Below are 14,539 nucleotides of genomic sequence, written 5' to 3' on the forward strand. Positions count from 1 at the left end.
CAAAGCCATGGCTTACGCCTATGCCAGATGGGACGGGCTGTCGGCTTACCTGTATGACGGGAACCTGCAGATAGATAATAACCTATGCGAAAATGCGCTTCGTGGGGTTGCCCTTGGCCGGAAAAATTACCTGTTCGCCGGAAGCCACGAAGCGGCGCAGCGGGCAGCCATGATCTATTCCTTCTTCGCCATCTGCAGGAAACATGAGGTCAACCCCTTCCAATGGCTCAAATACACGCTGGAAAACATCATGTCCATCAACCACAAAAACCTCAAAGACTTATACCCGCAGAACTATAAAAAGATAGTTCAAAAATCAAACATGTAGTTCATAGGGCGGATACACATCAATGACATAAAGAAGATATCGTTGAAGTTTATGAAAATGTCCAGGCCTACATTGCTACGCATGTCTACAACAGGGCTTGTGGACGCTATATACCGTTCCTTATGAAACTTGCCGAATGTAGCGTAAGCGATCGCAGAGTGGTGCGCAATGACCAGTATCGTGAGCGTTGACCGCAGGTAATCAATCCAATAACTCCTTTTGATTACAGAGTTTTTGGTAATGCCAATAAGTTTAGGTTCCATCTAAGCGACTGTTTAGTGTCTATCCAATTTTATAACATAAGACGAACGACAACGATGAATGGTTGCGTCAGATAAAATTACGGAAATATCTTACAATAGCTCCAATACAAATATATCGCTTCAGGGAATTCAACTACCCATTCAAGCGATGTTCTACGGTTCGTTACCTGTCACTCGCAATACCTACAGTTGATTTACAATTTTCTGTCGAGCCAGTGTATAATATTGAACAGAAATTGGGTATTCTGTGTCGCTCCGGGATGATTCATGCCCCTTTTCTCACTTTTTATGCCCTGCAGCTGTGCGGAAAAAGGCGCTCCATCCCCGAATATTACAATTCTACCCTTGCCAAAGGTCAGGTATGCGCCGTTTACCAATCCTCTCCCTGAGACATAGGGAATAGTATCCGGCAGCGGCTTTTTTATTTGAGAAACATCGTTAGGAAGATAAATATGGTAATCGTCGCCCAGTATGGAAATAACATGGGCATGGGACGGAACAATAAATCCCGTCCCGCCCCAGCACATGATGCTATCGATCGCTTTGCCGGGAGGACTGGTAATCTCATTTGCCATAAGTGTCTTCTTTTCTTTTGAAAATACTTCCGGCCGACCATCCTTACGAATAGCGAAGCCATTCATGATGTTTATTCCAAACCTTCCAGCTAATTCATTGACAGCGGCGCCGCAGGGCATATGATCCGTTACAAGAAATAAGCTTCCACCACCAGCTACCCAATTGCAGAGTTCATTTATTTCGTCCGGGGAAAAAGCTGATCTCGCTGGCAGATTCCAGTTTTCCATATCATACATCGCATTCACGGATACATAGATCTTCGCTCCTTTTAAAAGATCCAAGCTTACTTTGTCTTTGCTGCTTGCCACTTTATAGCCATCGCGTACGAGCAGTTTACCGAATGTGGAATAGGCTCCCTTTAATGTCGAGGCATTATGATGTGCTTCATCAAATAGGATCAAGGGGCCGCTTCCGGCCGTATATGTAGGGGTAGAAACCGGATAGTCAAAGTTTTCGTCTGCCACTTGCTGTGCATTCCCTTCGGATGCCCAAAAGACTATCATAAGCCATATGAAGAAAATTCGATTAACCATTTTTTTTGTCATATTACCTATTTTGCTTTTAGCCATACATCATTTTCAAAACAGGTGACCTGCGTTGCTTCTTTGCCATTCAATAAAAACGTAAGCGGGAACGTACCGTCCTCATTCAGGAAAAAAGTTTCCGATCTGGGCGTAAAGGCGATCTCCTTATTGTCCCATAGCTGTTTTATTGTCAATCCGTTCGCGGAGGGTCGGATATCGATCTTAAGGCTATTGTCATCCGTTAAGCTATACGTTCCTTCGAGCCTTTTGAGTTGCGCCACGGATAGTTGTTTGATTACTTTGGGGTCAAATCCAACTTTTGTTGTCATGATTCTTCCCATTATTTTAGCATGAGTAAACCGACCTGAACTATCTATTAGGAATTCGATTTTGTAGCCTTCCTCTTTTGATTCAAAAGTCGTTTCCTCGATCTGGGTGAGCTGATATGCTTTGTTATCCCATAGTTGCTTGGCAAAAAGTGTATTGTCTTTTAGCTTAAATTGAACAAAAGCCACGTTATTGGGAAATTGGTAATATCCGGAGAGCTTTTCCAGAGCTGCCGTTTTTGCTTGCTGGACATCTCCTTGTGCAAAACAGTTTGCCGCAAGAAATGCGCTTGCGAATAAAATGCTGCCGATGACCACACGGATGCTCGGGGCGATTGCAGAATTGAATGAGTTCATTGTTTTCATCTAATTATTTTTTTATGATGCAATGATAACTCGCCAGCGATTAGCAACAGTTCGGATGGATGCAAATGAACAGCATTGAGGTCAGCCAGCCACTGAATTTACTTTAATGTATTCTTTCGGAGTGAGGTTGGTTGCTTTTTTAAAGGTGGTATAAAATGTCGTTTTGGAGTTGAAGCCGGCTCGGATAGCAACACCGAGCATGTCTAAATGCTTGGTGTCCTTTGATAATAGGAGTGATTTTGCTTCCTCAGTCCGCAGTTCATTGATAAACTGATAGAAGTTTTTGCCAAGTCCGTTATTGAGGACGTAGGATAGTTCATGTGTGCTGATGCCGATTTTACCGGAAAGTCCCGAAAGTGTCAAGCTGGGGTCGAGGTATAATTTTTCGTCGACTGTTTTTCGCATGACGATGGATTTTAGTTCCTCCACTTGTTCTGCGGTGAGCCGTTCGTTCAGTGCTTTTTTAGGGCTCACACCTTCTTTTTTTGCCGACGGATCGATTTCTACTGCATAAATTGATTTTTGGGTAAGCGTTGAATAGGCCAATAGGATTATCCCCAGGAAATATAAGATAGGGGAAATGTAAGTTACGTGAACGCTGGATATGCCCAAAATGCGAATAAGAATGAAAAGTAACACGGAAATCAATAGATATTTTAGCCACTCCAGATCAATTTTTTCGGTAAATGAAGCCACCATCTTTAAGTTCTTTTGGTGACGCCGGAGCAACCAGAAACAAACGATCCAATAATAAACCATCTGGCCAAAGAAAAAGTACTGGACGATAAACCGCATCCAAGGAGGTAATACCGGCAAATGGTTTTGCCCATTGAAGAGATTTGGCATTAAATAGACCAGCGAAAATAGAAGAAAAAGCAGAAAAGGCACGAAATGTAGGTGCCAGTGTTTATCGGCTGTAGAAGGCGTTACAAAATGAGTTATCGCTAAGTAAAGACACGGCAGCATAGCCCATGTAGGCAATTCAAGTAAATGTAGAAGAAATCCGCCTCCAATGCTAAATTCCTCAAAGAAAATTCGGGTAAATGTACAGGCTAAAAGGCAATAGAATGCCCCAAGCCATTGGTCGGCCCTGCCATTTACCCGATTGACACCGAGGAAAGATAGCGACCCAAGCAGCCATGATGCTCCTCCGGAAAAAGCATAGAAAGCAGCTAATATATTTACGTCAGCCATCCGATAATTACGCTGTTCCCAAATGTACTGTATTTGCTCGAAACTCCTAATCTTACATATGCTGATGTTATATGTTTGGGCATTGCCGTTATTTTCGGTTAAAGTACACACGTCCCCTTCTACTTGGGTTCGCTGTTATCCAAGCGGACTAAAAAAACGCAGTGATTTAATGAAAGACTTGTGACATTCAGCTTGGAGGGACCCGTTGCAGAACAAACTTATCGCCACTTGTTTTCATGGCAGCGGAATGGTGGTATTTTGAACAAAGTAAAATTGATATGCTGAGCAAAATCGCCTTGATAGAGTTCGTCTACTTTTGTCAAAACAAAACAAATAGAAATGGCACAAAACAATTATCAAGGAGCATTGCAAAAACCATTGGATTTGGTTTTCAGTGCGTTATCGACTTCGGCTGAGGTGATTAAAGGGATTGACCTCACGGGAAAAATCGCTATTGTGACGGGTGGCAATACCGGTATTGGGTTAGAAACGGTCAGAACGCTTGCAGGTTCGGGTGCTACCGTTATAGTTCCCGCCAGGGATGTCGAAAAGGCAGCCAGAAACCTGCAATCAATTGCCAATGTAGAGATAGCGGCAATGGATTTGATTGACCCGGCTTCCATTGATAGGTTTACAGAACAGTTTCTGGCATCCGGTAGACCGCTCCATCTGCTGATAAACAATGCCGGAATCATGTGGGTCCCCCTGCGAAGAGATAGCCGCGGCCTGGAATCACAGCTGGTGGTTAATTATTTGTCACAGTTTCAGCTTACCGCAAGATTATGGCCGGCTCTTAAAAAAGCGAATGGCGCCAGAGTGGTTAATGTATCTTCTCAGGGGCATCAGTTTGCCGCATTCAATTTTGAAGATCCTAATTTTTTAGACCGCGAATATGAAACATTACAGGGATATGGGCAATCAAAAACAGCGGTCAACCTCTTTTCGCTCGAACTGGACAATCGAGCCAAGGCATTTCATGTAAGGGCCTATTCATTGAACCCCGGTTCCATTGGCGGGACGGAGTTGGGCAGGGAAGCGCCTTTGGAACTATTCCAGCAGATGGGATTTTGCGATGCACAAGGCAATATTTTGCCGGAAGTGGCAGCATCGCTAAAAACAATCCCCCAAGGCGCGGCAACAACAATCTGGTGCGCGACAAGCCCTTTGCTCAGCGACATGGGCGGGGTGTATTGCGAAGATGTAAACATAGCGGACCTGGCGCATGGCGATACTTTTTCGAACGGTGTAAAATCGTATTCACTTGATGAATCCAATGCAAAACGGCTATGGGCACTAAGTGAGGAAATGACAGGTATAACATTCAATGTAGAATAACCTTAAAAACGATAGACATGAATAATTGCCTTTCAGTCCGTTGCACCGTTTTGGCACACCTCAAGAAGTGGCAAAACGGGTTGCATACCTAGCGGGGGAGGAGGCTGCCTTTATAACAGGCTCCGAATTTTTGATTGATGGGGGACAAAGCGCATAGCTTGTTCCCCTTTTTGTGCAGTTATAACATGATGACCGCATGGTCTTTCTGGGACAAGTAAGGCTATGCTTCGGCGAGCATGGACTTATCGGCACCGCTATAATGCGAAGCGGACGCAAAGGGAAAAAAGCTGTAGCATATTTTGCCAATATCATTGAACAATTCACAGATTTGGCCGCGTTGGTTGATGCCATCGGCATAGCCACCAATGTCGCCATTCACCTTCTCATTGTCGAGATAGCTGTCTGTTATCAACGCATAGGTATCCATGCCCAGGTTGTTTTTCAATAGTCGGTGAGCCTCCACCACCGTATTTCCATATAGCTTATAGAATCCTTTCAGTGTGAATGCTTCGATCACACCATAATGGATAACGACTTTTAGCGAAAGCTCCTTTACCTGGGGATACCGTATAGCTAATCGGTTGACCTCTGTATTAAATGCGTTCAACATGACTTCGTATTGTTTCAATACCTTTTTTATGGGGAACGTATTGCCGTAGCGGTAAAACAAAATGGCATCTCCTTCTATTTCGGAGATGTGGAATGATAAGTAGTTCGATTGTATAACGGCATTGAGCAGGCGAGCGATAATTTCAGCTCCCACTTTGCTGTCGGTTCGTTTCACAAATCTTGAATAACCGCTAATGTCCGGAATGAATACAATGCCTTTTTTATTTCTTTTCATGATCTTCATTTTTTATAAGCACATGATTTTTGTCTGCAAGCAGCAAAATTCTGGTTTTGCATACAACCCGACGTATCCCAAACGGGGATCTTTGTATCCGAATCCCCGAATTGGCGCAAGGATACCGCCGGCTAGCTATTGAGACAAAAATAGGGCGACATGCTTATCGCCGCTTTGCTTAACGGGCCGTTTTATTTTGTTTAGCGGTCCTTTGTGATGAATACTAAACATACCTTCTCACATGACTTTCCGGCAAGTCGTTTACGTGTTTCATTCTTCCTCGATTATATTCGTGGTATAGCCGGCGAATGTCCTCCTTGCTGTTCCCAATAAAGGGACCGTGGCTGACGATGGGAGCATGCTGCGGTTCACCGGCATATAGGATAAAGCGGGCGCCTTGTTTTCCTGCCTTAAAGATAATCTCGCTGGTTCCTGTCCGCCTGGTTTTTTCAAGCCATGCCGACTGATCTTTTTCGACCTGTTCTGTTCCTATCGAAACCGTCCCCTCAATCACATAAATAAATCCGTTGTACGACGCCGGAATCTGTTGGGAACGTTCAGTGCCCGTTCCTAATTTGAAATCGACGATCGTCACCGGTGTTTGATTTATTACGGGCGATGTAAGGCCATTGCTGCTTCCGCTATAGACTCTTACCTCGCTGTTGTCCGTCATGTGGGTAGGTACGCGCTCAGGCTTGATTTCTTGGAAAAATGGTTCTGTCCAACGTTTCTCGGGAGGCAGTATTAACCAAAGCTGTAGTATCCGTAGTTTTGTCTCGGTGGTGATTTCTTCCGTATGAACGATGCCGCTGCCGGCCGTCATTAACTCAAAGGCGCCTGTCTGCCAACTGGCTTCGGAACCTTCCAGCACCAAAGTCGCTGTTTCAAATCCGGCATGGGGATGGGGGCCGCCGACCGGATGACCACCGGGTAAGTCAAGTCGATCATCCATTAATAAGAAAAACGGGTCCGTCTGTTCAAAGTTACTGCCATCAACCACGGCCGCTGCGAGATGGCCGCTGCCCAAAAAGCCTTGAGCTGAATGATGTGTTTGTATGCGTGCAATTTTCCGTTGTATCATAAAGTTTGTGTTTTATTCTGCAAATTTATGTACATTTGCTATATTTTTTATAGTACTATACTTTTGTAAAGCGCTATACGTTGGTAAAGCAAGTTGGAAACACATAAAAACATCAAGATGGACAAACTGGAACATAGTGAATGCACGGCGATGATCCTTCCTGTAAAGGACGCCTTGGAAGTCCTGGGCGGAAAATGGAAATTGCAGGTCATTATTGCATTGTCGTTTGGCCCGAAACGATTCAGGGAAATCGCGCGGGAAGTAACCGGAATAACGGATAAGATGCTCTCTAAAGAATTGAAGAATCTGGAACTTAATCAGTTGGTGAAAAGAACCGTTTACGATGCGTTTCCACCTGTGGTTGAATATGATCTGACCACGCATGGCCAATCGCTCCATAAATTAATTGGTGAGCTTAAAGAGTGGGGGGATCTGCACAGGAAAGTCGTCCTCGGTAGGTAACGCAGTAAAGCCACCAGCATGTCTAAACCTGCCGGCGCGGCTTAGTTAGTCGTGTACGGCCTTCTGATAGATTGCTCGTTCATATAGCAGGTAGTGCATACCCGGCCCGTATATAGTGAGAAATTTACCCCTATTTGATTCGGTTTTCCGTACTTGTACACACCATTGGTACACCCGATTTTTGTGCAAAAGATCGAAAAATGGAACAAAACTTTAATTCTGGCAGTGAGTTGTCGGGTGCAGTCGCGTTAGTAACGGGCGGTACAAAGGGTGTAGGGAAAGCCATCGCCGAACGGCTTTTGCAGGCTGGGGCGACCGTGGTCATCATCGCAAGAAACAAGCCCGAAGCGGTGCATCCCGGTTTACATTTTATCGCGGCGGACTTGAGCAAACCAGCGGGGACACAACATGTGGTGGAAACGGTGTTGGCTGGCTACGGCAGGTTGGATATTCTCGTGAATAATCTTGGCAGCTCCGAAACGCCGGGCGGAGGTTTTGCTGTGTTGACAGACGATGACTGGATGTCCACGATGCAAGCTAATCTGTTCGCACCCGTCCGGTTGGATAGGGCGTTTTTGCCCCAGATGATCGAACGACGGAGTGGTGTTATCATCCATATCGCGTCTATCCAGGGGAAATTGCCATTGTATGATTCTACGTTGCCGTATGCAGCCGCCAAGGCGGGATTAATCAACTACAGCAAAGGCTTGTCCAAGGAAGTATCGCCTAAAGGTGTGCGTGTGCTGACGGTGTCGCCCGGCTGGGTCTACACAACGTCTTCGGAACGCTTGACGGAACGGATTGCCAGCAGCTCCAACATCACCTTGGCGCAAGCTACCCAGAGCGTGATGGACGCCTTGGGAGGCATACCCTACGGCAGGCCCGCCAAACCGGAGGAGGTTGCCGAATTGGTAGGGTTTCTGGTTTCACCGAGAGCCGGCTACCTCACGGGTACGGAATATGTGATAGATGGTGGAACGATACCCACGATTTAACAATCCTAAAACACAAGCAATGGACTTACCGAAAATTATTACAGCGTTAATAAATGCACAACGCGACCACGATAGTGCCGCTTATGCCGACTGTTTCTCCCAAACGGCTGTCGTGTTTGACGAGGGACGCATCTACCGCGGAAGAACCGAAATTCATGACTGGATTGCCAATGCCAATGAAAAATACCAGACCGTCATGCAGCCGGTCAGCTTTGAAGGAACGGAAGCGACAGGTGTACTCACTGCTGCCGTTTCGGGAACATTTCCGGGTAGCCCGGCTGTTTTAAAATTTTATGTTGGAATCGCAGATGACTTGATCCAGTCACTTAAGGTGACAGGGTGATGCAATGTGTGTTTAATTTGCGTATATCAACGTCAACTTCAGTGATTCGGCCGGGGTGTTTATGGTGCCGGGCTTCTTTTGTAACGTAAATCAGACGGTTTCAAATGTAAAAAAATGTTAAAAAACAGGGTGGTCTTCAATAAAATTGCTTTATTTGCGTTTATGTGTGTGTAAAGCGATGGCAACTTGGGGTATAGTTGCCACTAAACTTAAATAAATACCGAATCGACGTTGGAGATTCTAACTACCTGTAATAAAAAATGATTTTAAAAAAGAATGTACTTGCACTTGTTGTGCTTGTTGTGGTTGCATTGGGTGCCAGTTTCATTTTCCTTTCCTCTTTTGATACGACGTCTGAACCTGTATCGCCAACCACTGAAACCGAACCGATCAGTGCCCCCCGGCTTTTATTTGGATTAGCTATGGATGGCTATGACATTGAAACGAAGTCCGTAGGGCGGAACGAATTTCTTTCTGATATCCTTCAACGCTATCAGATAGATCTCCAAAGCATCGCAATCTTGGCCGATAAGTCGAAACCGGTTTTCGATGTAAGGAAAATAGCGATTGGGCATGACTATACCGTATTCAAAGATACGACCGGAAAGGCGGCTTATTTCGTTTATCAGCCCAATGCAATAGATTATGTGGTCTACGACTTACGGGATAGCATAGCGGTGTATAAAGAACAAAAGGCCGTGGATACGAAGATTGAAACGGTAGCCGGTGTTATCCAAAACTCGCTGTACCAAACGTTGGAAAGCAACGGTGCAAGTCCGGATTTAGCGGTTCAACTGGCAGAGATATACGGCTGGGCAGTTAATTTTTACCGGATTAATAAGGGAGATTGGTTTAAGCTCGTCTACGAACGCAAGTATATCGACGGCGAGCCAATCGGTCCGGGACGGATACAATCGGCGGTATTTGGCCACAATGGAAAGGAGTATCAAGCCTATTATTTTGAGCCAAATGATGGCCAGCCTGGCGCGTATTATGATGAAAATGGCAAAAGCCTTCGTAGGACCTTCCTTAAAGCGCCTTTGAAATATAGCCGGATTTCATCCCGTTTTACGATGCGCCGGTTTCATCCCGTGCAACGTAGATGGAAAGCTCATTTAGGGACGGATTTTGCGGCACCACATGGTACTCCCATCGTGGCCACTGCTGCAGGTGTGGTCACCGAATCAACGTTCAGTGGGGGAAATGGCAATTATGTCAAAATCAAACACGATAATGTTTACGCAACCCAATACCTGCACATGAGCAAACGGGCGGTAAAAAAGGGACAGCGGGTGGCGCAAGGCCAGGTAATCGGCTATGTGGGAAGCACCGGATTGGCAACCGGACCGCATGTCTGCTATCGCTTCTGGAAAAACGGCCGGCAGGTAGATGCCCTCGCGCAAGTATTCCCTCCATCCGAGCCCATTAATGAAAGATATCGTGTCGCATTCAACAATGTGCTCAATATGCAGCAGAATACCTTGGCCTCGGTAGGATTTGAAAAGCAAAGTAATCTGGAAGCTTACAGTACCCTCGCATTTACCATCGAGCGCTTATTTGAACCGACCGAAGATAATAGCCGTATCCTGGATGGATTCTCCGCTCAAATCCTTTGATGAAAATCGGGCTTACTCTTAGTCCAAATGACATAATAAAACCCCGGTGATTCACATCAGCGGGGTTTTCTACTAACTAAACTAAACAACTATAAAAACAAACCATATATAGACCTTGATTAACATTCTTCTTACGCCTTCAAAGATATAAATTATTTAGAAAGATTATAAATAAATTCAAGGGCATTATGTAATGCGTTGGTTATTAGTGTTATATTTTTGAAATAATAGCTTTGTGGAATTTGTGGCGACTGTGGGCGGCTGTGCTGCGGGCGGGTTAATGAAGCACGGTGAGGTAGGCTAACAATAGTTTATTGAAAGCTGACGTAAGCGAAGTTGGAGAAATACTGCAGGGAAGTATTATCCAACTTCGCTGTTTATGGTTATTGCATGACGGCGTAGTCTGTTACGACCTGCCGCCAGTCTTCACGTTCCGGGATGCGCGGTTTGCGCTTGCCGAAAAATTGGACGACGATGTTACCATCGGTATCAAATGCCTCAAGGCTGGTGACAATTCCGTCTTCTGTCGGTTTTCTGACCAGCCATACGCTTTCGATGCCATCTTCGCGTAGATGCATGTTGAACTCCGGATCCAGTACATTAAACCAGGGACCGGTCTGCAGTAATTTTTTTACTTTTCCGGTATGGATTTGGATACAGCCACGGCTGCCAATGAATACCATAATGTCCAAGTCGCGCTCGGATACCCCTTCGAGTATGCGTTTCAGCGACGCTGTCGTAATTTGCGTGGCATGATTTTCGGGTGCTAAGCGCATGGCCTGACGCCGAGTTACACCGAAATCACGCAAAAGGCCAAAGAAATGGTGGGTGTCCTTCAAATCCAGCCAAGCCTGCCGGAAGCCAGCGATATCGACTTCGCTATCGGGACGCTCCACTGCCGATTTGTCGATGGCGGTGGTTTGCAGTGTTGCATTCTGGATGGGGGCCTTGTATTTGGCTACCAAAGCTTCATAAGCCTGCGTATCACTTTGTTCAGTGAGATAGATTTTATGCACGGCTTCGCCGTCCTTATCAAAGAACTGAAGGCTTCGGCGATCACCCTCCTGCACCGCGAAGCCGAAATGCCAGGCATTCATGAACAACCGGAGGTCGATATCCGGATTGACCACAAGGCCGACATGTCCGTTAAACGTGGCTTTGGTATAAGCGCCCTTGCGTTCGTGCACGGCATGGTCATTGCGTGTAAGTGCCATGACGTTTCCCAGCGTGCTGACTTCTTTTAGGATTGCTTCAAAGTCCGGTTTTAGCGCGATGTTGTGGTCGCCGGTAGCGACTAAGTCGGCTTCCGAAACGCCTAATTGTTTAGCGGCATCACGGATGCGTACTTTAGGGTTTTCCGCTTTGAACGATTGATATTGCTCTTTGAGTGAAATGATTGTGTTTTCCATGCTCATTGTATTTATACGTGTTCGGATACCATCACAGCGGGGATAACTAACGGGCAATTGAACGCATCGTCATGCAGCAACCGCACCTGAATGTTGAAGGCTTGATGGATGTTTTCTTGGGTAATCACGTCCCGCGGGTGACCAAAAGCGATTCGTTTCCCCTTTTTTAAAATCAATATGTTGTCTGCGTACCGTGCTGCAAAATTAATGTCATGCAAAATGCTTACCACACAGTATCCCCGGTTGGCCAGGCTTCGGGCCAGAACTAAAATTTGCTGCTGGTAAAGCAGATCGAGTCCATTGGTAGGCTCATCGAGAAAAAGTATACCTTCGGGCTGATCATAAATTTGAGCAATGACGCGGGCCAGTTGCACCCGCTGTTGCTCACCGCCTGACAGGGTATTATAATCGCGGTTTGCGAACTCACTGATGCCGGTTTCATCCATGACGGCTTTTACGATACGGAGATCATCATCCTGCGGCTGGTTGTCGAAATGTGGGTACCGGCCCATCATAACGAGTTCATGTACTTTAAAGGACAAGGATAATGTATTACTTTGGGCCAGTACGGAACGGAATTTCGCTAAATTCGCTAATTTATACTCTCCAATTGGCTGCTTGCGGATAAGGATTTCGCCTGCTGAGGCCTGTATCTCTTTGCACAGCAATTTTAATAACGTGCTCTTGCCAGCGCCGTTGGCCCCGATGATAGCCAAGAGTTCCCCGGGCCGGACATGAAAGCTTATCCCGTCAACCAATTTTGCGGATCCCGCCGAGTAGTGAATGTCTTTGACTTCAATCATTTGCCAAAAATCAAGTTAAAATTAATAATTCCAGCCATATGTCAACAATCGTACGTTGAAAATGTGCAATTTATTACTTGCCGATACCTCGCCTTCGCCGTTCTGCCAAAATGATGTAGATAAATACCGGCGAACCAATGATTGCGGTAAGTATACCGATGGGTAGTTCCGCCGGGGCGAAAATAGTGCGTGCGATAACATCGGCTAAGACCAGTACCGCGGCGCCCAGCAACGCAGCGCCTGGCACAACCAAACGGTGGTCCGCCGAAAATGCCATTCGCAGGATATGCGGGATAACCAAGCCGATAAATCCGATCATGCCGGACACGGCTACGGAGGCACCTACACCCAAAGTCGCCAAGACGATGATGAATTTTTTGAGCAGGCTTACATGGATGCCCATATGTCCAGCTTGTGATTCGCCAAGAGCCAGGGCATTCAGGGCCTTACTGAAAAAAGGGAGCGCCGCGAGCGACACGGATACGAAAGGGAGGATGCCCGTCACCGTTTTCCAGCTGGCGCCGCCCAGGCTTCCTAATGTCCAGAAAGTGATGTTGCGCAACTGTTCATCCGTAGACATGTAGGTGAGCAAGCCGGTAAACGAACCGGCCAATGCATTGATTGCGATGCCTGCCAATAGTAACGTCGTGATATCAGCCTTTCCGTTGCCTACCGCCAAACGGTACACAGCAAAAGTCGTTATACATGCCCCCATGAAGGCGGCGATGGCCAACGCATGGTAGCCGAATGCCGATGTCAGAAAGCTGAAGAAGCGGTGTTCCAGTACAATTATCATCACCGCAAAAAGCGATGCGCCTGAGGAGATACCGATAAGTCCCGGCTCTGCCAACGGATTGCGGAAAAGTCCTTGTAAAGCGGAACCAGCAATGGCCAGTGTGCTTCCGACCAACACGCCCAAAACAACGCGCGGCAGGCGGATATTGAGCAAGACGGCCTCCTGTTGACTGGTGAAATCAATGTGGCTGCTGAATCCCGCTCGATAGGCAATGATGGACCACAATTCCGGGGCGCTTATTTTTACGGCGCCAACACATACGGAAAGCACGCACGCCGCAATCAACAGCACAAAAAGGAAAGTGAGTAGGAGGCTATAATTCTTCACGGCTCCCTCAATTCAATGTATTTTCTCCGCTAATGCTAAAATAGCCTTGCCCAACCGGGGGCCAAAACCAGTGAGAAATTGCCCGTCCATTTCCACTACGTTGCGGTTTTTGCCTGCGTTGGTTTGGCTGATTCCTTGCACTTGCAACAATCCGTCGATGCCGCCAAGGCTGGAGAGGCCGCTGTCGAACAAGAGGATAACGTCGGGGTCGGCGGCTACCAACGCTTCGGCGGTCAACGGTTTGAAATCCCTGAATCCCTGAACGGCATTTTCGCCACCGGCAAGCTTAATCATTTCATCCAGTTGCGTACCTTGGCCTGACACCATCATCGTTCCCGTACCACGGGCATAGATAAATAATACTTTGGGTTTACTTGGTGATTGGGCAACGATGGAATCGGCCTTCGCCAAGTCGCTGTCCAACACGGCAAGGAGCGAATCGCCTCTTGCCGCCTGCCCCATGCTGTCGGCCACAGCCCGGATGAGTTGTTTAGCCCCTTCTATTGAATATTCATGATCAAAAAGCAGGAGCCTGGTGCCCGTGGCCTGGATCTGTTCAGCCACCTCCGGTTTTACCATGTCGGTGACACCCAGTACCAGATCGGCACCTAAGGCAAGGACGCCCTCCGCAGCGATATCACGGTTATGCCCAATCTTGGGCTTTTGCTGCAAGCTGGCGGGATAGGTGCTGGCTACATCCACGCCAACGATATGGTCTTCAAAACCCAGGGCTACGAGGGTCTCCGACAACGTGCCATTGGTGGACACGATCTTCGTTGAATCGGTGATGACGCCTCCATTCGGCGTGGATACGTTACAGGAGCCAAAAGCAAGCACCAACAGAAAAGCGAGACCGATAAAAGGAATGTTCTTATTCATATTGTAAATATACGGATTGTGTCCGACTACTCTTTTTATGTGCCAAAAGCAGCCGGATTCCCGGCTGCATGT

Annotated in this window: 17 protein-coding genes; 7 read left to right on the forward strand and 10 right to left on the reverse strand. The window is 46.7% G+C overall.

The genetic code is table 11. The features are described from left to right. The coding region (locus B5X72_RS14765) for an IS66 family transposase (protein ID WP_139378464.1) at positions 1–328 on the forward strand (328 nt) is incomplete at its 5' end. On the opposite strand, the gene B5X72_RS14770 is transcribed toward B5X72_RS14765, so the two are convergent. The 4 genes from B5X72_RS14770 to B5X72_RS14785 form a co-directional block, all read right to left on the reverse strand. Beyond that, positions 310–591, reverse strand: coding sequence for a hypothetical protein (locus B5X72_RS14770; RefSeq protein WP_079717695.1), 282 nt, complete (start codon positions 589–591; stop codon positions 310–312). The two genes, B5X72_RS14765 and B5X72_RS14770, sit on opposite strands and share 19 nt — an antisense overlap. Positions 592–785: 194 nt before the next feature. Next, positions 786–1,670 (reverse strand): hypothetical protein, encoded by an 885-nt coding sequence (locus tag B5X72_RS14775; RefSeq protein ID WP_176146229.1) that lies wholly within the window; start codon positions 1,668–1,670, stop codon positions 786–788. Positions 1,671–1,717: 47 nt separating this feature from the next. After that, positions 1,718–2,335, reverse strand: coding sequence for a hypothetical protein (locus tag B5X72_RS14780; RefSeq protein ID WP_139378714.1), 618 nt, complete (start codon positions 2,333–2,335; stop codon positions 1,718–1,720). Positions 2,336–2,464: 129 nt separating this feature from the next. Continuing rightward, on the reverse strand, positions 2,465–3,577 hold the full coding sequence (locus B5X72_RS14785) for a helix-turn-helix domain-containing protein (RefSeq protein ID WP_079717698.1): 1,113 nt from the start codon (positions 3,575–3,577) through the stop codon (positions 2,465–2,467). A gap of 339 nt (positions 3,578–3,916) precedes the next feature. On the opposite strand from B5X72_RS14785, the gene B5X72_RS14790 reads away from it, so the two are divergent. Both B5X72_RS14790 and B5X72_RS21200 read left to right on the forward strand, forming a co-directional pair. Further along, a complete protein-coding gene (locus tag B5X72_RS14790; RefSeq protein WP_079717699.1) occupies positions 3,917–4,912 on the forward strand; it encodes an SDR family NAD(P)-dependent oxidoreductase in 996 nt (331 codons plus the stop codon). Between the two features lie 40 nt (positions 4,913–4,952). Beyond that, positions 4,953–5,069: an SDR family oxidoreductase gene (locus B5X72_RS21200; RefSeq protein WP_394332958.1), complete on the forward strand. Its 117-nt coding sequence runs from the start codon at positions 4,953–4,955 to the stop codon at positions 5,067–5,069. 63 nt (positions 5,070–5,132) lie between these two features. Here the strand turns inward: B5X72_RS21200 and B5X72_RS14800 are convergent, their stop codons facing one another. Beyond that, the gene (locus B5X72_RS14800; protein WP_176146230.1) at positions 5,133–5,756 is read right to left on the reverse strand and encodes a DUF2652 domain-containing protein; all 624 of its coding nucleotides are present in this window, start codon (positions 5,754–5,756) and stop codon (positions 5,133–5,135) included. A 223-nt stretch (positions 5,757–5,979) separates the two neighbouring features. Beyond that, on the reverse strand, positions 5,980–6,837 hold the full coding sequence (locus tag B5X72_RS14805; protein WP_079717702.1) for a pirin family protein: 858 nt from the start codon (positions 6,835–6,837) through the stop codon (positions 5,980–5,982). A 117-nt stretch (positions 6,838–6,954) separates the two neighbouring features. Between B5X72_RS14805 and B5X72_RS14810 the strand changes: the two genes are divergently transcribed. From B5X72_RS14810 to B5X72_RS14825, 4 genes are all read left to right on the forward strand, one after another. After that, on the forward strand, positions 6,955–7,299 hold the full coding sequence (locus B5X72_RS14810) for a winged helix-turn-helix transcriptional regulator (protein WP_079717834.1): 345 nt from the start codon (positions 6,955–6,957) through the stop codon (positions 7,297–7,299). Positions 7,300–7,499: 200 nt separating this feature from the next. Then, positions 7,500–8,294, forward strand: a complete 795-nt coding sequence (locus tag B5X72_RS14815) for an SDR family oxidoreductase (protein WP_079717703.1) — start codon at positions 7,500–7,502, stop codon at positions 8,292–8,294. Positions 8,295–8,313: 19 nt separating this feature from the next. Beyond that, positions 8,314–8,637: a nuclear transport factor 2 family protein gene (locus B5X72_RS14820; protein WP_079717704.1), complete on the forward strand. Its 324-nt coding sequence runs from the start codon at positions 8,314–8,316 to the stop codon at positions 8,635–8,637. A 260-nt stretch (positions 8,638–8,897) separates the two neighbouring features. Further along, the gene (locus B5X72_RS14825) at positions 8,898–10,253 is read left to right on the forward strand and encodes a M23 family metallopeptidase (protein WP_079717705.1); all 1,356 of its coding nucleotides are present in this window, start codon (positions 8,898–8,900) and stop codon (positions 10,251–10,253) included. Between the two features lie 383 nt (positions 10,254–10,636). Here B5X72_RS14825 and B5X72_RS14830 read toward each other — a convergent pair whose 3' ends face one another. The 4 genes from B5X72_RS14830 to B5X72_RS14845 form a co-directional block, all read right to left on the reverse strand. Next, positions 10,637–11,662, reverse strand: coding sequence for a hemin-degrading factor (locus B5X72_RS14830; RefSeq protein WP_079717835.1), 1,026 nt, complete (start codon positions 11,660–11,662; stop codon positions 10,637–10,639). 11 nt (positions 11,663–11,673) lie between these two features. After that, positions 11,674–12,465 carry a heme ABC transporter ATP-binding protein gene (locus B5X72_RS14835; RefSeq protein ID WP_079717706.1) on the reverse strand — a complete coding sequence of 264 codons (792 nt, stop codon included), beginning with the start codon at positions 12,463–12,465 and terminating at the stop codon, positions 11,674–11,676. 73 nt (positions 12,466–12,538) lie between these two features. Next, entirely contained in the window at positions 12,539–13,588 is a 1,050-nt protein-coding gene (locus B5X72_RS14840) for a FecCD family ABC transporter permease (RefSeq protein WP_079717707.1), read from the reverse strand. A 12-nt stretch (positions 13,589–13,600) separates the two neighbouring features. Further along, positions 13,601–14,467, reverse strand: a complete 867-nt coding sequence (locus B5X72_RS14845) for a heme/hemin ABC transporter substrate-binding protein (protein WP_079717708.1) — start codon at positions 14,465–14,467, stop codon at positions 13,601–13,603. Positions 14,468–14,539 lie beyond the last annotated feature (72 nt).

The organism is Parapedobacter luteus, from assembly GCF_900168055.1.
GTDB classification, from domain to species: domain Bacteria; phylum Bacteroidota; class Bacteroidia; order Sphingobacteriales; family Sphingobacteriaceae; genus Parapedobacter; species Parapedobacter luteus.